Source organism: Streptomyces sp. NPDC047117 (genome assembly GCF_040643545.1).
In the GTDB taxonomy this organism is placed as follows: Bacteria; Actinomycetota; Actinomycetes; order Streptomycetales; family Streptomycetaceae; genus Streptomyces.
In genome coordinates this window covers 368,951-386,404 of the sequence record NZ_JBEYUN010000001.1, presented here as the reverse complement: position 1 = coordinate 386,404, position 17,454 = coordinate 368,951, and the positions used below count along the sequence as shown (strand labels likewise).

Genomic DNA, 17,454 nt, shown 5'->3' with positions numbered 1-17,454 from the left:
GGAGGGATGCGCGGGGAGTGACTGTGCGAGGAGTAACCGTGTGAGGGACTCCGTCAGGGGGTCTCTTCCAGCTTGCGTACTACACGGGCGGGGTTGCCTACGGCGAGGACGTTCGCGGGGAGGTCTTTGGTGACGACCGAACCGGCGCCCACCACGGTGTTCTCGCCGATGGTCACGCCGGGGCAGACGATCACCCCGCCGCCGAGCCAGACGTTGTCGCCGATGGTCACCGGTACGCCCTTCTCCCAGCCGGCCCGGCGCCGCTCCGCGTCGAGTTCATGGGTGGGGGTGAGGAGCTGGACGTTGGGGCCGATCTGGACGTTCGCGCCGATGGTGATGGGCGCGGCGTCCAGGAAGACGGCCCCGAAGTTGATGAAGGTGCCGGAGCCGATGCTGATGAGATATCCGTAGTCGCAGTGGAAGGGCGGGCGGATCCGTACGTCGGCACCCACCGATCCGAGCAGCTTCTGCAGCAGCGCGTGGCGCCGGCCCGGGTCGTACGTGCCGGGTGTATGTCCGCCGGCGGCGTTGAAGGCGGCGCACAGCTCGATGCGGCGCTCGGTGTCCGCCATGAGTTCCGGATCATCGGCGATGTACCAGTCACCGGCCAGCATGCGGTCCTTGTTCTCGCCCACGGCGCTCCTTCGTGATCGGCCCGGATGATCGCTCCCGAGTGGAGGGTCACGGTTCCGGACCGGGGCAGGCCCGTCAAGGAGGCGGGTACGTCAAGGAGTCACCCGGACGGGCGAACCCGTGGCGGTCGGGCAGGAATAAGCGCAGGTCGGCGCCTGGGTCCGGCCGACCGTGGACGGAGTGGCGCAGCCGGGTCGACGGCGATTGTCAGTGGCCGCCGCTACGGTGAGCAATGTTCCTATCCGAGCTGCTGGCGCTACTCGGACCGGTCCCGCTCCCTGACAGCGCGGAGGGCGGGACCACAGGAAACGGCCGCCGACGGGGAGCGCCCGGTGATCCCGGGGCCCCTCGCAGGGACAAGGGTACGGGGGGGGGGACAGATGAGGGCCGGCGCGGTGAGGGTCAGTGACTGGTCAGAGTTCCGTCCAGGTACTGCTGTACCGGGACGAACAGGCCCTGCGGTACGTATCTCGGTATGTCGGCGTGCGCGACCCAGGCCACGGCGGACAGCTCCTCCGGCGCCGCGACGTGCGCCTCGCCGGCGACCGCTGAGCAGGCTACGTACGACAGCAGCCGGCCCGTCTCGGGATGGAAGCGCCTGCCCAGCAGTCTGACCACCTGGGACCGCAGGCCCGTCTCCTCCAGGGTTTCCCGTACCGCTGCCGACTCCGGCGTCTCGCCCGACTCGATCTGGCCGGCCGGGAACTGCCACACCAGTGATCCTTCGGGGTTGCGGCGGCGGATCAGCAGGACACGGTCATTGCGTACGACCACCGCCGCGGCGATGGGCGGCCGGTCCATGGGCTCGGTCATCGATCCCTCCTGAGGAGACGGTGTCGGAGCAGTGACGGTGCCGGAGAGTGACGGCGAGGAGCGACGGTGTTGTTGACAAGCTTGCCCCGTGATGCCGACACGGGCACATGCCGATGGGCACCGCCCGTACCCGGTGAGCTTCGGGTGTGCACATGCGGTGACTCGGGAGCAGGCTGGATTCATAGGGCCGCCCGTTGTTCTGGAGGAGGGCTCCAGAGGAGGGCTCCGTCGACGGTCCCTGGAGGAGGGCTCCATGGAAGGTCGGATGGAAGGTCGCATGGACGGGCGCACCGGCAAGGCGCGCAACATCTTCCTCGTGTGGCTGATCTGGCCGCTGATCACGCTCGGGATCTACTTCTTCGTCTGGTACTACAAGATCAACCGAGAGGCCCGTGACTTCGACCGGCGGCTGGACGTCAATCCGGTACTGGCGATGCTCGCCCAGCTCATCGGCTGGATCATCATCGTGCCGCCGTTCGTGTCCACCTACCGCACCGGCAAGCGGATCGCGCACATGCAGCGGGCCGCGGGGCTGGAGGGCAGCTGCAATGCGTGGATCGGGCTGATCCTCATGTTCGTCGCCGGCCTGCAGGCGCTGTACTACCAGCACGAGCTGAACCAGATCTGGCGGCACTACGGCGACCCGCCGGAGGGAACGGTGGTACCTCTGCAGCGCTGATCAGCGTCACCGTGGGGGCGGGGGCTAGGCTGCCTCGGCGTCGTCCTTGCGGATGGCTATGACCCAGGCCTCCAGCAGCTGTTCGTACTCCGCCCGCTCGTCCGGCCACAGGGGCCGGCCCGCACGTCGGCGCATGAAGGCGCGGATCGCCTCGTTCGCCTCGGCGGCGGGGTCGGTGGGCATGTATCGATGCTAGGGGCAGGTACTGATAGTTGGGCTGATCAGACGATGAAAGTTCTCTTAGTAGGCGATGTCATTACGTGGCCTGCGGGGCGGGGACGGTGGACATGGGTCGGCCCCGGGGCGTCGTCTTCACCGCTCGGGGAGAGACGACGACTCGGGGCCGCTGGTACGAGGTGGCGGGGTGAGCTGCCGTGGAGGCTCGTTCAGCCGCCCGCGGACTCGCCGGCGTGGGGGCTCAGGACGCCCGCTCCGATCAGGATGAACAGGGCGATGCCGAGCAGGACGCGGTAGATGACGAAGGGCATGAAGGACTTCGTGGTGATGAACTTCATGAACCAGGCGATGACCGCGTAGCCCACGACGAAGGCGATGATCGTCGCGAAGATGGTCGGGGGCCAGGAGACGTGGCCCTCACCGGCGTCCTTGAGCTCGTACACGCCCGAGGCCAGTACGGCCGGGATCGCGAGCAGGAAGGAGTACCGGGCGGCGGATTCGCGGGTGTACCCCATGAGCAGGCCGCCGCTGATCGTGGCGCCCGAGCGCGATACGCCGGGGATCAGGGCCATCGCCTGGCAGACGCCGAAGAGCAGGCCGTCCCTGACGCCGAGGTCGGTGAGCGTCTTGCGCTGCTTGGCGGCGCGGTGCCGGCCGCCGGTCTCGTCGCGTGCGGCCAGGCGGTCGGCGATGCCGAGGACGATGCCCAGCACGATGAGGGTGGTGGCGATCAGGCGGAGGTCGCGGAAGGGGCCCTCGATCGCGTCCTTGAGGGTGACGCCGAGCACGCCGATCGGGATGGAGCCGATGATCACGAGCCAGCCCATCTGGGCGTCGTGGTCCTGGCGCATCGCCTTGTTGCCCAGCGAGCGGGCCCAGGCCGAGATGATGCGGACGATGTCCTTCCGGAAGTAGATCAGTACGGCCGTCTCGGTACCGATCTGGGTGATCGCGGTGAACGCGGCGCCGGGGTCGTGCCAGCCGGCGAAGGCCGCGGTCAGGCGCAGATGCGCACTGGAGGAGATCGGAAGGAACTCGGTCAGGCCTTGGACGAGTCCAAGGATGAATGATTCAAACCAAGACATGGGTAGTACGCCATCCGGAAGGTGATCGTGCCGTGACCGGCAATCGTGCAGGTCGGCGGGGAATTCGGGGTGGCGGCCGTCATGCGTGCGACCGCTGTACGTGCCGGTTCGGGGGAGTGGGTCGTGGTGGTCGTCGTCCTCAGGCGGGCCCTTTGCTGGCGGAGCTGATGAAGCATCAGGCGACCCCGGAACGCGACACGGGACGCGGAGCGCGAACGTGTGCAGACGCACGTGCGGGTCACTGATGGCACAGCTGTTCTTCGGGTGGCTCGTGGGCGGGCTGCGGCGCGATCTTGCGCCGGTCGTAGGGCAGCGTAGCGCCCCGAAGTGTCCGACAGGCGATCGGCCCGGCCCCGCGCGGTGCCGGGCGGCGGTGACGGCGGCCGCGAGGGCCGAGGGGGTGGTCGCGACGGCGGCGGGCCCGTGGCTGCACCGAACCCGGACTGGCGCGGGGCCGGTCCGGGTTACTTGCGGTACGACGGTTGCCGTCCGGTGGCCGGCGCGGCGGGCGGCCCGCTCAGTGGTGCCGGTGACGCCGCCAGTGCCGGGTTGTCGCTCAGTGGTGCCGGTGACGCCGCCAGTGCCCGGTTGCCGCTCAGTGGTGCCGGGGTGCCGGCGGCTGCAGTCCGCCGTCGGCTAGCGCCGTTCCAGTGCCGGTGCCAGCAGGTCGAGGGCCTGTTCCCAGCGGAAGAGGCGGCGGCCGCCGCCCGTACGGGGCTGATGCGGCGCGTAGTCGCCCAGCAGGACGCCCATGCGGCGCAGCCGGGTCAGGCTCTGTGCATAGGCGGGGTGCGCGGCCTGCGCGGCGTTCAAGTAGGGGAGCGCCGCGATGGGAATGCCGAAGCCATACGCTTCGCACAGGATGCCCAGGGCGAGCGTGTCGGCGATGCCCTGCGCCCACTTGTTGATCGTGTTGAACGTCGCGGGGGCGACCGCGATCGCGTCGGCGGGCGGTAGCGGGCGTGGCTCGCCCGGTGTGCGCCACGCCGATCGCACGGGATAGCCGGTCTGCGCCTCGATGGCCGCCGCGTCGACGCACTCCCGGCCGCGTGGCGTCGCGATGACGCCGACGCGCCAGGTGCGCTGCTGCGCGGTCGTGATCAGCTTGCTGACGTCGTCGGCGATGCCCGCGGCACAGAGGATGACGTACAGGAACGGCCGGCTCTCGAAGGCTGTGAGGGAGGGATCGGGGGCGGCGGGGACGGTCGACCCGCCCTCCCCCCGGCCGTCCCCGCCGGTCTCCGCCGTGCCGCGCTCCCGGCTGTCCTGGCAGATCACGCCGGTGCTCCGAGGCGGCGGCTGAAGTGGTGCAGCTCCGGGAGGGCGCGGTGGCGGTCGCGGGCGGCCATGTCGGCGACCATTTCGCGTACCGCGGGCCGGCGGATGTCCTGGGAGGCGCAGCGTTCGGCGATCCGGAGCGCCTGGAAGGCGTCGGCGAGCTTGCCCTGCTGGCTGTACGCGCGGGCCACGTCCACCCACAGCCCCGCGCGGCGCTCCGGTACGGGGATGTTCCGGCGCATGAGGGGGCGCGCGGCCTCCAGCGCCTGCCCCGCGTCGCCGAGCGAGACGGACGCGCTGACGGTGTGCAGCTCCACGTTGGTGGGGCTGAAGTTGGCCCAGGCGTCCGGCCGGTCGTGCGAGACGTACCGGGCGACCTCGCGCGCCTCGTCCAGCAGTTCGCGGGTCGCCGCCCGGTCGCCGCTGCTGCTGGCCGCGGTGACGCCGCGCAGCAGCATCAGCCCGACGGCGGCCAGGTACTGCGACGAGCGCCGGTCGTAGGACCCGCAGAGCTGGTCCGCGGTGTGCCGGACGATCGCCACGGCCTGCGCGGCGTGCTTCTCGCGCACCAGGACGTGGGCCTGTACGCGGACGCTGGACGCGAGGACCACCGGGTCCTCCGAGCGTTCGGCCTCCGCCATCGCGCGGCCGACCGCGAGCCAGGCGTTCCCGTGGTCGCTCTGCTTGAGCAGCAGGCCCGCCGCGGTCTGGTACGCCGTGGCAAGCAGGCCGGAAAGGTGCGGAACGTCGGCCGAATTGTGGTCGGCCGCGTTCCGCAGATCGGCGATCACGCCGGGGATCGTGCCCTCCAATTCCTTGTAGCTGCAGGTGCTGAACAGCCGGCGGACGGCGCCCACCCGCTCCTTCAGCTCGGCGAGTTTCAGTGCCGGCCTGGCGGGCGTCCTGCCCGGGCCGGGGAGAAGCGAACGGACCAGCTCGTCATGGGCGACGGGGGCGGGTACGTCGGGCGTCGCGAGCGCAGCGATGCTCGCGGCGAGGAAGGTGCGGCGGTACATGTCCTCTGCCTCAGGGTCGGCGGTGCTTGCATCCGGGGAGGCAGCAAGGCCGAGACTGTCCAGCGGAATACCGAGAACCTGTGCGACTTCTCGCAACAATCGGGTGTCTTCGGTGCCCCGGCCGCCTTCCAGGCGGCTCACTTTCGACTGGTGATAGCCAAGGGCTCTGGCGACATCCGCTTGCGAGCGCTTCTTCAGCACCCGCGCCCGGCGGATCACCTCGCCCAGCCTCTTCGCTTCACTTTGTGCGTCGACCATGTGTGCCACGGCCCCTTTGCCGCCGCCGATCCTGACTGCTCAACCGAGCGTAATGAAACCATAATCGAGAGTGATGCAACTCCTGCATAAGTGATGCATCGCCGACGTCCGATCTGGCCACAGCCACCACATCGCTGCTTGCCTGAGTTGCCCACTCAGTCAGGAGGCCACTCATGCAAGCGCACGGGCTCAGCTTCTCCGTGCCTGGTACGCCCGCCGCCGCAGCAGCAGCGCGGCGCCGGGTAGTGAGCGACTTACGGAGCTGGAGCGTGCAGTTCGACGCCCAGTCACTCCAGAACGTCGAACTGGTAACCAGCGAATTGATCACCAACGCGGTCCAGCACGCGGGGGGTGACTCCGTTGCCGTCAGCGCCCGATTGCACGGTGAGGCCCTGCTGATCGAGGTCTCCGACTCCAGTACCGAGCTGCCGAGCGCGTGCTTTGCGGACCTGGACGACGAGGGCGGGCGAGGGCTGTTCCTCGTCGCGGCGTTATCCCTCGACCACGGTGCCGAGCGGACGCCGACGGGCAAGCGGTGCTGGGCGGAGATCCCGGTCGGCTGGGTGCCGCGTACGGGCACGCACGCGTCGTCCGGAGGTGGCACGGCGGCGCACATGGCCGGTGCCCGCGTTCCGCTCCGGTGCGTCTGATGCGGTGGTGGCGGAAAAGGGGAATGGCGCGTACCGCGTTGGCGATTGACCGGAACTGAACGAAATCACGGGAATGCGGTTCGCCGTTGGCGATGCGGGCTCACTTGTCGCTCGCGGCGGAGGGAATGGGGCGTATTCCGGGGCGCATTCAGCGGCGCATCGACATCTGTATGGCTTCCGGCCGGAGCGAAAAAGGGCATTCCAGATGTCGATGCAGATGTTTGTGCGAATGCTGATGCGAGTGCACGGGTGAATGCACGTGCGTGCGCATGTCGTGCGCGTACTCGGGTCAGGATTCCGAATTCCCGCGCAGGGCGCCGCGCTTCCACCATGCCACGGCGACCGCCGCCAGGCCCGTGACGGCGATGAAGCCCATCGAGATCAGGAACGCGGGCGACGTGGGACTGGACGCCTGCGCGCCGGCCACGACGTACGCGGCGGTGTTCGGGATGCTGCCGATCCCGGTCGCGAGCAGGAACGCGGGCCACCGCATACGGGACACCGCCGCGCAGTAGTTGGTGGCCGCGAAGGGCAGGCCCGGGAAGAGCCGGATGGCCAGCATCGAACGGAAGCCGTGCCGGCTCAACTGGCGGTCGGCCGCGGTCAGCCAGCGGGCACGGAGCAGCGGGCGCAGCGCGTCCTGGCCGAGCAGCCGGCCCAGGCCGAACGCGAGCCCGGAGCCGAGCACCGTACCCAGCAGCGCTGCCGGCGTGCCGATCTGAGCGCCGAAGAGCGCGCCCGCCGCGGCGTTCAGTACGGGGCGCGGCACGAAAGCGGTCGTGCACAGGCCGTAGGCGACCGTGAACAGCACCACGGCCGTGCCGCCGGAGAGCTGCGGCGGCCACCCATGGGCGAGCATGCGCTGCGGTTGCCATACGACCATGGCGACCGCGGCGCAGGCGAGCAGGGCGACCAGCAGTCCCAGGCGGGACCACGGCGACAGGAGGAGCCGCGTACAGCGCACGGCGAAGGCGTCGGGCGGGGCAGCGGAGTCGAGCATCAGGGGAGCGTAACCGAACCGGGTGTCAGAACGGTGTAATAAGTGTGTACGGGTGACCGAGCGTGAGCAACGAGGTGGCAGCAGCCGGTGATCAGCGCTCTCACGGCAGGCTCAGCTTCGCCGTGCGGCCTCCGTCGACCGTGTAGATTTGTCCGGTGACGAAGCCCGCCTCGTCGGCGGCGAGGAAGGCCACGAGCGCGGCGACTTCCTGCTGCTCTCCCGTACGGGCCACCGGGTGGATGCGGCCGATGTCGCGCCGGAAGGCATCCGGGTCCGGCATGCTGTCGACGAACTCCAGGTTCAGATCCGTGCCGATCCAGCCGGGCGCCACCGCGTTGCAGCGGATGCCCTCATGCCCGTGGTCCACCGCCACGGCACGGGGCAGACCGTGCAGCCCGGCCTTGGTCGCGCAGTAGGCCGAGTGGCCGGGGTTGGCACCGAGGCCCTCGATTTTTGGTCGTAATGATCAATATCCGAACGCGCATGGCCGTCCCGCCGCAATAATCGGTCGACGCGGCGGCGTTCGCCCGCGATCCTTTGTGGCATGACCCGGTTCGCCTGCCACGCGCTCAGGTCCGCTGCCGCGGACGCGCTGCAGGCTGCCGTCATTCCTCCCGCCGCTGCCCCCGCAGCCGTTTCCTGCGCCGCATTCGACGGCGTCCGAAGCTGACCCTCCCCGGACAGTCCGGCGGGCCCCGCAGGGGGAGGGTCGGCCGGACCAGGGGGTCCGTACGGCGGCCGAGCCGCCGTCTCACCGCAGCACCGCGCCGCCGCAGCGTCGTCATGCCTGCCCGGGCGCGCGAGGAGACCACGTACCCATGTCGCACACGCCTTCCCGCACTCCTTCCCCCAACCCCGCCCAGGCCCGCGCCCGCGGCGCGGCCCCCGGCGCCAAGTCGGCCTACCTGCGCACCAAGCCGCACCTCAACATCGGCACGATCGGCCACGTCGACCACGGAAAGACCACGCTGACCGCCGCCCTCACCAAGGTCCTGAGCGAGCGCGGCAGCGGTACGTACGTGCCGTTCGACCGCATCGACCGGGCCCCGGAGGAGAGCGCCCGCGGCATCACCATCAACATCGCGCACGTCGAGTACGAGACGAGTACCCGGCACTACGCGCACGTGGACATGCCGGGCCACGCCGACTTCATCAAGAACATGGTCACCGGCGCCGCACAGCTCGACGGTGCGATCCTCGTCGTCTCCGCGCTCGACGGGGTCATGCCGCAGACCGCCGAGCACGTGCTGCTGGCCCGGCAGGTCGGCGTGCGGCACCTGGTCGTCGCCCTGAACAAGGCCGACGCCGGCGACCCCGAACTCACCGACCTGGTGGAGCTGGAGGTCCGCGAGCTGCTGGCCGCCAACGGGTACGACGGCGAGCACGTGCCGGTCGTCCGCGTCTCCGGGCTGCGCGCCCTGGAGGGCGACCCGCGCTGGACGGCGGCCATCGAGGCGCTGCTGGACGCGGTGGACACGTACGTGCCGACTCCCGAGCGGTACGTGGACGCCCCGTTCCTGCTCCCGGTGGAGAACGTGCTGACGATCACCGGGCGGGGCACGGTCGTCACGGGCGCGGTCGAGCGTGGCCGCGTACGCAAGGGCGACCACGTGGAGATCGTGGGGACGGCGGACGCGGCGCGCTCGACGGGACACGGTGCCGGCACGGGCGGGACGTCCGTGGTCACCGGCCTGGAGACCTTCGGCAAGCCGATGGAGTACGCGGAGGCCGGCGACAACGTGGCGCTGCTGCTGCGCGGCGTGGCCCGGGACGCGGTCCGCCGCGGCCAGGTGATCGCGGCGCCGGGCAGCGTCACCCCGTACCGCGTGTTCACCGCCGATGTGTACGTGCTGTCCGCGGAGGAGGGCGGCCGGCGGACGCCGCTGTCGACCGGATACCGGCCGCAGTTCTACCTCCGCACGGCCGATGTCGTGGGCGAGCTGGACCTCGGGGAGCGCGGTACGGCCCGGCCGGGGGAGACCGTCCACGTCACCGTACGGCTGGGCCGCGGCGTGCCCGTGGAGCCCGGCCTCGGCTTCGCCATCCGCGAGGGCGGCCGCACGGTGGGCGCCGGGACGATCCGGAGCGTGCTGCCGGACTCCGGGCCGCCGAGCTCCCGGCTGCTGGACTCCGGTCTGCCGGACGTGGGCTGACAGCCCTTCGGGAGGGCCCCGGGACGGTGTGCTCCGCCGCCTCTGGGCCCTCCCGGAGAGGCTCGCGCGCTGCCCCGGAGGAACCTCCGCTGTGCCGTACCGTGCGGTCGCTCGTGCACTTGCACACCCTCGTTCACGTGCAGTTTCGTGTGCGGGAGCGCGCGTGTACGGATGTGCGGGCCGGGTCCGGATGCGGCCTGTCGGCGGCGCGTTCTCGATGGAAGACTGCACGTTCGGCGGACCCTTGAGACACCGGGTTCCCGGGGCCCGGCGCACAGGGCCTTCGCGGCGCTCACGGGGCACTTGCGGCATCCGGTGCAGGGGACCGCTGACGAGCGAGGAATGTCGGACCATCGAGAAATGGGAGAGCGGCACGCATGGCGGGTACGGCGTTGGTGCTGGGCGGTGGCGGGCTGACAGGCATCGGCTGGGAGATCGGGATGCTCGCCGGACTGGCCGAGGCGGGGGTGAACCTCTGCACGGCCGATGTCGTCATCGGCACGTCCGCGGGATCCCTGGTCGGCGCTCAGCTCACCTCCGGGCAGCTGACGTTGGAGGAGCTGTACGAACGGCAGCTGGCCGGTGCTTCGAGCGGCCCTTCGGTCGGTGCATCCGCAGGTGCCGCCGGGATCGCACAGGGCGGCGGCGCGCCGGCCCGGATGGGCGCGGTGTCGATGGCCCGGTTCGCGGCCATCGCGCTGCGGTCGCGGGACGCGGTGACCTTCGGTGCGCGGATGGGACGGCTGGCGCTGGCCGCCCGTACCGGGCCGGAGAACACCCAGCGTGCGGTGATCGCCGGGCGGCTGCTGTCGCAGGAGTGGCCGGCCAGGCGGCTGATGATCACGGCCGTGGACGCGTACACGGGGGAGCGCAGCGTCTTCGACGGGGGCAGCGGCGTGAAGCTCGCCGACGCGGTCGCCGCGAGCTGCGCGGTACCGGGCGTCTGGCCGCCCGTGACGATCGGGGACCGCCGGTGGATCGACGGCGGCGTCCACTCGTGCGCGAACGTGGACCTCGCCGCGGGCTACGGACGCGTCGTGGTGATCGCCCCGATGGCGTCCGGCGGCGGCCCCGTCGCGCCGCCCCGCACGCAGGCCGCGCGGCTCGCGGCGGACGGCGCCGAGGTGCTGGTCGTCACGCCGGACCGCGCCGCGCGGGCGGCCTTCGGCCGGAACGTCCTGGACCCCTCCAAGCGCGCGGCGGCGGCCCGCGCCGGCCGCGTTCAGGCCGCTGCCCATGTGTCGGAGGCGGCCCGGGTGTGGGAGGGCACGGACGGGGGCTGACGGCGGGTGCCGCTCCCTGCCGGGCCCCGCCCGCGCGGGTACGGAAGTCGCCCCGCACACCGCACAATAGGACGGTGGCAGAGCGAAACAACAACGCACCGGCAGTAGTCGGTGACCCGATGTCTCCCGGTCCCGTGGCCGCCCCCGAGGCGGCCCTCGTGCCCGTCACGCGGGAAGTGGACTGCGGTACGGCCAAGTTGCTGCCGGACGTGGACCGGCCGAGGGCCGCGCTGCTGACCGTGGACGGCGCTCCGCAGTCGTACGTGGACCTGGACGAGCCGACGTACCTGGAGTTCGAGTACGCCCGCAGGGTCGGGCACGTGCTGGACGCCGTGGCCGAGCCCGGCCGCCCGCTGGACGCGCTGCATCTCGGAGGCGGCGCGCTGGCCCTGCCGCGCTACCTCGCCGCGACCCGGCCCGGCTCACGGCAACAGGTGATCGAGGCCGATCGCGCTCTGCTCGGCCTCGTACGGGAACACCTCCCGCTGCCGCCCGACAGCGGCATAGCGGTGCACGCAGCGGATGCCCGTGCCGCGCTGGAGTCGGCGCCGGCGGCCTCCGCCGACATCGTCGTCGCCGACGTCTTCGGCGGGTCGCGGGTGCCGGCGCATCTGACGTCGGCGGAGTACGCACGGGCCGCGGGCCGGGCGCTGCGGCCCGGCGGCTGCTACATGGCGAACCTCGCCGACAGCGCGCCCTTCACCTTCCTGCGCGGCCAGCTCGCCAACTACGCGGCGGTCTTCGCGCAGGTCTGTCTGATCGCGGAGCCTTCGGTGCTGCGCGGCCGGCGGTTCGGGAACGCGGTTCTCGTCGCCTCGCAGGACGAGCTGCCGCTGGCGGGGATCGCCCGGCGGGTGGCGGCCGACGCCTTCCCCGCCAGGGTCGAACACGGCCCGCGGCTGCGGCAGCTCATCGGTGACGCGCAACCGGTACGGGACGCGGACGCGGTCCCTTCACCCGAGCCGCCCACCGGCGCGTTCAGCGTGGGGTGACGTCGTCCGTGGCGGCGGAGGTCGGGAGGCCGGTCACCGGGACCTGACCGGGGATGTCGGCCGGGGCACCGTCGGCGGGCCCGTGGGCGGACTCCGCCCCGGGCTGCGCCTCGGCTCCCGGTGCCGTGTCCGGCCGGCGCGTCAGCTGCCGTACGTCGCGTACGCACAGCACGGCCGCCGTCAGCAGGGCGATCAGCGCGGAGCACGCCCACAGCGCTGTGGTGCGGCCGATCAGGTCCTGGACCGGGCCCGCGAGGGCGGTGGCCAGCGGGACCATGGCGAGGGAGCCGAGCCAGTCGTACGAGGAGACCCGGGAGAACTTCTCCTCCGGTATCTCCTGGTGCAGCGCCATCATCCACGTCACCGCGAACACCTCGACCGCGATCCCCGCGCCGAACATCACGGCCGTCAGCGCGCCGGCGGGCAGCGGCACGGCCAGCGCGGCGGACGGCAGGGCGAGCGGAAAGACGCACAGCGTGCCCACGCGCAGCAGGTACCGCGGCTTGTACCGGGTCATCAGCAGCGCGCCGCCGACCGTACCGGCGCCGAACGCCGCGAGCGCCAGCCCCCACGGGCCCGGACCGCCCAGGTGTTCCTGCGCGACCAGCGGCCCGTAGACCGCCTCGGCGGCCGCCACGACCGCGTTGACGATGGCGAACTGCAGGACGATCGACCACAGCCACCGCCGCGAGACGACCTCGCGCCAGCCGTCCCGGAGGTCGGCGAGCAGGCCGTCACCCGGTTCCCGCGGCGGCACGCCCCGTACGTCGAGGAAGGCGCGCAGCGCGCCGGCGAGGGCGAAGGCGGCGGCGTCGACCGCCAGTACCCAGCCGGGGCCGACGGCCGCGATCAGGGCGCCGCCCAGTGCGGCGCCGCCGATGTTGGCGCCGTTCATGCCCATGCGGAAGACGGCGAAAGCGCGTCCCGACTGCTTGCCGGAGACGCTGGCCAGCACCATGCCCTCGGCGGCGGGCGCGAAGAACGCCTGCCCGGTGCCGCCGAGCGCGGACAGCAGCGCCATCTGCCAGAGGCGGGGTTCCCCGGCGAGCACCAGCAGCGCGAAGGCGCCCTGGGACACGCAGTTCAGGACGTTGGCGGCGACCATCACGCGGTGCCGCGGCAGCCGGTCGGCGATCGCGCCCCCGATGAGGAGGAAGATCACCAGAGGGACCGTGCGGGCCGCGGCGACCAGGCCGACGTCGGTCGCCGAGCCGCCGGCGCCGAGCACGGCGAACGCCGCCGCGATCAGCGCCCCGGAACTTCCGAGACCGGTGACCACGGCGGCGGCCGTCAGCAGCGTGTAATTGCGCCCCGCCCACGCAGGGCGCTTCATCTTCATCACAACAGCATCGCGTTCTTGCCCGAAGGCGTCACTCGGATTTGCGCGCGGCCGGCCCGTGGATACCCGGGCCGGCCGGAGCCCGACTACTCCAGCGGCCGGAGGGAGCTCATGATCTTCTTGACCGTGGCCTCGTCGATCTCGCCCTTGACGTCCTTGGCGGCGTAGAGGATCCAGGTCGCGTACTCACCCGTGGTGTCGGTGTACGTGACCGCGTACGCCTTGCCGTCCGAGTCGCACTTGCCGTCCTTCTTCACGCCGGTCACGGTCGCCGTGGACAGCTTTCCGGTGATGCCGTGATCGCTCTTGAAGGACTTGGCCTTGGTCCCCTTGAACGTGCCGGTCTTCTTCTGGTCGTACCCGGCCCAGACCCAGTTCAGGGCCTCGTTCTGGGCGGCCTCGCCCTGGCTCTTGGCGCCCTGCGCGCCCTTGACGCCGGTGCCGGCCAGCGAGGCGGTGGACTCGTTGCCGTCCTTGTCCTTGACGGTGCACCAGTTTTCCTTGAAGTAGGCCGGTGCGGTCATGGAGATGAGGGTCTTGGGGAAACCGGACTTGTCCTTCTCGTCCTGGAACCCGGTGTAGGTGTCCGGCGAGGAGGTCGTCCAGTCCTTGGTGGGGACGTCGAAGGCGACGTGCCGCTTGGAGTTGATCACCGTCTGCCAGCCCTTGACGACCGGCTGGTCGGGGGCGTTCGGGTCGCCGCCGGGACCGCTGCTCGCACTCACGTCGCCCGACGGCTCCGAGGGCTCGGCCGTCGCGGACTTGCTGGGCTTCGGGTCCTGCTGGGCGACGGGCTTCTTCTCGTCGTCCTGGAGGACGAAGACGCCGGTGACCACGGCGGCCGCCACGACCGCCACCGCCGCGACGATGGCGATCGTCACGGTCGTCTTCTTCTCGTTGTCGCCGTTGTTCTTGGGCGGCTGCGGCCCGCCCGGACCCTGCCACTGCGGCTGCGTCGGGTGCTGGTAGGGGTGGGGCTGCTGGTAACCCGGCTGTTGGTAACCCTGCTGCTGGTACGGATTCGGCTGTTGGTACCCCGGCTGCTGATAAGGGTTCTGATCCTGCGGGTTCTGCTCGCCCCCGGGCGGCTGCTGTCCTGGCCACATGGGCGCTAACGATAAAGGGCCGAGGTGGGAGGTGTCACAGCTGCCCCGGCGAGCGTGACAGAACCCTGACCTTCACATGTGCTTCGTGATGCTTCGGGCGACTTCGGCCGGGCGCGGAGCTTCCCTTCTCAGCGGTGCTACTCGTAGGTAACATGACGCCATGTCCTCCGAGACCATGCCGACGATCGGCGAGATGATGGCGGCCTCCGTGCCGATGGCCCGCACCCTGAACCTGGAGTTCACCGAGACCACCGCCGAGCGCGCCGTGGTCCGGCTGCCCGACCAGCCCGACTTCCACAACCACGTCGGGGGTCCGCACGCCGGCGCGATGTTCACCCTCGCCGAGTCCGCGAGCGGCGCCATCGTGATGGCGGCCTTCGGCAGCCGGCTCTCCCGGGCCGTGCCGCTCGCCGTGCGCGCCGAGATCGGCTACAAGAAGCTCGCCATGGGACCGGTCACCGCCACCGCCGAGCTGGGCCGGCCGGTCGACGAGGTGATCGCCGAGCTGGACGAGGGCAAGCGCCCCGAGTTCCCGGTCAACATCGCGATCACCCGCGAGGACGGCGCCGTGACCGGCGAGATGAGCATCATCTGGACGCTCCGCCCCAACAGCTGAGCGGCTCCTGTCGCGGCGTCCGGAGACCGCCCGCGATTCCACCGGGATCGCGGGCAACTGATGGGCTCCTCGTTGCGTCCCACCATCTGAAGGAAGAACGGCCGCTGCCTGCCCCGCGTCCTGCGCGAGGGCTGCGGCCGTGACCAGCAGATCGAGTACGCTTCCCGGACGCGCGGCACCGCGCGTCAGGGGGCGGCCCGCACGGCGGGCCCGATACGAGGTGGAGGAACGGCGCGTTGCACGTCCAGGAGTGGCTCGAGTCCGTACCAGCGGTGAGCGTCTATCTCCTGGTGGGGGTGGTCATCGGGCTGGAGAGCCTGGGCATCCCGCTGCCGGGCGAGATCGTTCTTGTCAGCGCGTCGCTGCTGGCGGCCACGCAGGACCACATCAACCCGTACGTGCTGGGTACGTGCGCGACGGTCGGCGCGATCGTCGGTGACTCCATCGGGTATGTGATCGGCCGCAAGGGCGGTCAGCCGCTGCTGGACTGGGCCGGGCGGAAGTTCCCGCGCCACTTCGGGCCCGAGCACGTCGCGATGGCCGAGGAGAAGTTCGCCAAGTGGGGCATGTGGGCCGTGTTCTTCGGCCGCTTCATCGCCCTGCTGCGGATCTTCGCCGGACCGCTGTCGGGCGTGCTGCGCATGCCGTACTGGAAGTTCCTGATCGCCAACGTGCTGGGCGGCATCGTCTGGGCCGGCGGCACCACCGCGCTGATCTACAGCGTCGGCATCGTCGCCGAGCCCTGGCTGAAGCGCTTCTCCTGGCTGGGCCTGGTCGCCGCGGTCCTCTTCGGCCTCGGTTCGCTGATCGTCATGAAGCGCCGGGCGGCCAAGGCCGCCGCGGCCCATGAGGAGAAGCAGAGCGCCCAGGAGAAGCAGCCGGCGGCTTCCGCGGCCGCCGAGTAGCCCGCCCGCTCCCGCTTCCTTTTCCTTGTGATCTTCACCCCAGCAGGGGTGGAGCGCGCCCGTACGTCGCCTACGGTGCTGTCGGCGCGACGACAGGCCATGGCGTCAGCCCTTGGCGGCAGGCCATGACGACGAGACGTGATCACGGCGTGCTCACGAGACGTGACGAGGAGACAGCGATGGCGGGACAGGCATTGATTTCCGGGGTCGGCGGGCCGGAGCCGAAGATCGCCCCCGAGGCGTTCACCGCGCCCACCTCCGTCGTACTGGGCGAGGTCACCATGGCGGCCGGGTCGAGCGTCTGGTACCAGAGCGTCCTGCGGGCCGACGGCGGCCCCATCGCCATCGGCGCGGAGAGCAACATCCAGGACAACTGCACCGTCCATGTCGACCCGGGCTTCCCGGTCAGCGTCGGCGAGCGGGTGTCGGTCGGGCACAACGCCGTACTGCACGGCTGCACCATCGAGGACGACGTCCTGGTCGGCATGGGCGCCACGGTCCTGAACGGGGCCCGGATCGGGGCCGGCTCGCTGGTCGCCGCGCAGGCGCTGGTCCCGCAGGGGATGCAGGTGCCGCCCGGCTCGCTGGTCGCCGGCGTACCGGCCAAGGTCAAGCGCGAGCTGACGGACGAGGAGCGCGAGTCCATCAAGCTGAACGCCGCGGTCTACGTCGACCTCGCGGCGCGCCACCGGGAGACCGTGCGGAACGGCGACTGACGTACAGCACGGCGGCCGCCCGGCACAGGACGGCCGCCTCCGTGCGGAGGCGGCCGCTTCCTCGGCAACTCCGCGGTAGCCGGTGCCGATCGGCTGCCGCCGGCAGTGCTCAGCCGGGCTGGCTGTTGTCCTTGAGCGTGCCCCAGCCGTGCCAGCGGTCGATCTCGATCCAGGCGCTGACCCGCTTGCGGTCGCGCTGGGGGTACTCCTTGCCGAGGTACTGCCGGGCGAGCCGGTCGATGTCGGCGAGGCCCTCGTCGTCACGGAATTCGACGACGCGGCCGATGATGCTGATGTGCGTGTACCAGCTCTCCTCGTCGAGCACGGTCAGCGTGACCCGCGGGTCCCTGCGTACGTGGTTCAGCCGCTTGCGGCCCTCGTCCATGTTGACCAGCACCCGGCCGTCGTCCCAGAGGTACCAGGTGGCCGTGGACACCGGCTGGCCGTCGGACCGGAGGGTGGTGATGACGGCCGGGTTCGCCTTCTTCAGCATGGCGACGGCGGCTTCGGGAAGCGGCGGATTCGACATGGACTCTTCTCCATCCTCGTTGCGTGCGTCCGCGTCGCACGGCCCGGCCACCGGAACCGGACCGTACGGAGGGCCGTACTGGCGGGCTACCGGACCGGACCACGAGACGCACCTGCACCGTGCCACATCACGGCTCCCGCATCCCGTACCGACCCCACCGAATCCGCCCGGTGCCGGGCAGTTCGCCACCCTGCTGTCCCTGGGGGAGGTCGTGGCCGAGCCGGGA

19 protein-coding genes are annotated in these 17,454 nt (G+C 71.1%); 8 read left to right on the top strand and 11 right to left on the bottom strand.

What is annotated here, in order from left to right:
- Nucleotides 1-53: 53 nt before the first annotated feature.
- Entirely contained in the window at nucleotides 54-635 is a 582-nt protein-coding gene (locus ABZ840_RS01800) for a sugar O-acetyltransferase (RefSeq protein WP_361551607.1), read from the bottom strand.
- A 400-nt stretch (nucleotides 636-1,035) separates the two neighbouring features.
- Nucleotides 1,036-1,446 carry an NUDIX hydrolase gene (locus ABZ840_RS01795; RefSeq protein WP_361551604.1) on the bottom strand — a complete coding sequence of 137 codons (411 nt, stop codon included), beginning with the start codon at nucleotides 1,444-1,446 and terminating at the stop codon, nucleotides 1,036-1,038.
- 277 nt (nucleotides 1,447-1,723) lie between these two features.
- Here ABZ840_RS01795 and ABZ840_RS01790 point away from each other — a divergent pair, with 277 nt between their 5' ends.
- Complete coding sequence (locus ABZ840_RS01790; RefSeq protein ID WP_361551601.1) at nucleotides 1,724-2,125, top strand: DUF4234 domain-containing protein; 402 nt, start codon at nucleotides 1,724-1,726, stop codon at nucleotides 2,123-2,125.
- Between the two features lie 24 nt (nucleotides 2,126-2,149).
- Here the strand turns inward: ABZ840_RS01790 and ABZ840_RS01785 are convergent, their stop codons facing one another.
- The 4 genes from ABZ840_RS01785 to ABZ840_RS01770 form a co-directional block, all read right to left on the bottom strand.
- On the bottom strand, nucleotides 2,150-2,308 hold the full coding sequence (locus ABZ840_RS01785) for a hypothetical protein (protein ID WP_361551598.1): 159 nt from the start codon (nucleotides 2,306-2,308) through the stop codon (nucleotides 2,150-2,152).
- Nucleotides 2,309-2,511: 203 nt separating this feature from the next.
- The gene (locus ABZ840_RS01780; protein ID WP_361551595.1) at nucleotides 2,512-3,387 is read right to left on the bottom strand and encodes an undecaprenyl-diphosphate phosphatase; all 876 of its coding nucleotides are present in this window, start codon (nucleotides 3,385-3,387) and stop codon (nucleotides 2,512-2,514) included.
- 636 nt (nucleotides 3,388-4,023) lie between these two features.
- Nucleotides 4,024-4,539, bottom strand: coding sequence for a flavoprotein (locus ABZ840_RS01775; protein ID WP_361552345.1), 516 nt, complete (start codon nucleotides 4,537-4,539; stop codon nucleotides 4,024-4,026).
- 122 nt (nucleotides 4,540-4,661) lie between these two features.
- Nucleotides 4,662-5,939 carry a helix-turn-helix transcriptional regulator gene (locus ABZ840_RS01770; protein ID WP_361551592.1) on the bottom strand — a complete coding sequence of 426 codons (1,278 nt, stop codon included), beginning with the start codon at nucleotides 5,937-5,939 and terminating at the stop codon, nucleotides 4,662-4,664.
- Nucleotides 5,940-6,112: 173 nt separating this feature from the next.
- On the opposite strand from ABZ840_RS01770, the gene ABZ840_RS01765 reads away from it, so the two are divergent.
- Entirely contained in the window at nucleotides 6,113-6,589 is a 477-nt protein-coding gene (locus ABZ840_RS01765) for an ATP-binding protein (protein WP_361551589.1), read from the top strand.
- 289 nt (nucleotides 6,590-6,878) lie between these two features.
- Here ABZ840_RS01765 and ABZ840_RS01760 read toward each other — a convergent pair whose 3' ends face one another.
- Both ABZ840_RS01760 and ABZ840_RS01755 read right to left on the bottom strand, forming a co-directional pair.
- Complete coding sequence (locus ABZ840_RS01760; protein ID WP_361551586.1) at nucleotides 6,879-7,589, bottom strand: TVP38/TMEM64 family protein; 711 nt, start codon at nucleotides 7,587-7,589, stop codon at nucleotides 6,879-6,881.
- A gap of 100 nt (nucleotides 7,590-7,689) precedes the next feature.
- Nucleotides 7,690-8,040 carry an SDR family oxidoreductase gene (locus ABZ840_RS01755; RefSeq protein ID WP_361552343.1) on the bottom strand — a complete coding sequence of 117 codons (351 nt, stop codon included), beginning with the start codon at nucleotides 8,038-8,040 and terminating at the stop codon, nucleotides 7,690-7,692.
- Nucleotides 8,041-8,407: 367 nt separating this feature from the next.
- Here ABZ840_RS01755 and tuf point away from each other — a divergent pair, with 367 nt between their 5' ends.
- From tuf to ABZ840_RS01740, 3 genes are all read left to right on the top strand, one after another.
- Entirely contained in the window at nucleotides 8,408-9,742 is a 1,335-nt protein-coding gene (gene tuf, locus ABZ840_RS01750) for an elongation factor Tu (protein WP_361551583.1), read from the top strand.
- Nucleotides 9,743-10,119: 377 nt separating this feature from the next.
- Complete coding sequence (locus tag ABZ840_RS01745; protein WP_361551580.1) at nucleotides 10,120-11,025, top strand: patatin-like phospholipase family protein; 906 nt, start codon at nucleotides 10,120-10,122, stop codon at nucleotides 11,023-11,025.
- 119 nt (nucleotides 11,026-11,144) lie between these two features.
- Nucleotides 11,145-12,017: a fused MFS/spermidine synthase gene (locus ABZ840_RS01740; protein ID WP_361552340.1), complete on the top strand. Its 873-nt coding sequence runs from the start codon at nucleotides 11,145-11,147 to the stop codon at nucleotides 12,015-12,017.
- Here the strand turns inward: ABZ840_RS01740 and ABZ840_RS01735 are convergent.
- Both ABZ840_RS01735 and ABZ840_RS01730 read right to left on the bottom strand, forming a co-directional pair.
- Nucleotides 12,004-13,356 carry an MFS transporter gene (locus ABZ840_RS01735; protein ID WP_361551577.1) on the bottom strand — a complete coding sequence of 451 codons (1,353 nt, stop codon included), beginning with the start codon at nucleotides 13,354-13,356 and terminating at the stop codon, nucleotides 12,004-12,006. The two genes, ABZ840_RS01740 and ABZ840_RS01735, sit on opposite strands and share 14 nt — an antisense overlap.
- 86 nt (nucleotides 13,357-13,442) lie before the next feature.
- Complete coding sequence (locus ABZ840_RS01730) at nucleotides 13,443-14,462, bottom strand: hypothetical protein (protein ID WP_361551574.1); 1,020 nt, start codon at nucleotides 14,460-14,462, stop codon at nucleotides 13,443-13,445.
- Between the two features lie 160 nt (nucleotides 14,463-14,622).
- Between ABZ840_RS01730 and ABZ840_RS01725 the strand changes: the two genes are divergently transcribed.
- The 3 genes from ABZ840_RS01725 (at nucleotide 14,623) to ABZ840_RS01715 (ending at nucleotide 16,699) form a co-directional block, all read left to right on the top strand.
- Nucleotides 14,623-15,078, top strand: coding sequence for a DUF4442 domain-containing protein (locus ABZ840_RS01725; protein ID WP_361551571.1), 456 nt, complete (start codon nucleotides 14,623-14,625; stop codon nucleotides 15,076-15,078).
- Between the two features lie 236 nt (nucleotides 15,079-15,314).
- Nucleotides 15,315-15,983 carry a DedA family protein gene (locus ABZ840_RS01720; RefSeq protein WP_361551568.1) on the top strand — a complete coding sequence of 223 codons (669 nt, stop codon included), beginning with the start codon at nucleotides 15,315-15,317 and terminating at the stop codon, nucleotides 15,981-15,983.
- A 179-nt stretch (nucleotides 15,984-16,162) separates the two neighbouring features.
- Nucleotides 16,163-16,699, top strand: a complete 537-nt coding sequence (locus ABZ840_RS01715) for a gamma carbonic anhydrase family protein (RefSeq protein WP_361551565.1) — start codon at nucleotides 16,163-16,165, stop codon at nucleotides 16,697-16,699.
- Nucleotides 16,700-16,808: 109 nt separating this feature from the next.
- Here the strand turns inward: ABZ840_RS01715 and ABZ840_RS01710 are convergent, their stop codons facing one another.
- The gene (locus ABZ840_RS01710) at nucleotides 16,809-17,228 is read right to left on the bottom strand and encodes a PPOX class F420-dependent oxidoreductase (protein WP_361551562.1); all 420 of its coding nucleotides are present in this window, start codon (nucleotides 17,226-17,228) and stop codon (nucleotides 16,809-16,811) included.
- Nucleotides 17,229-17,454 lie beyond the last annotated feature (226 nt).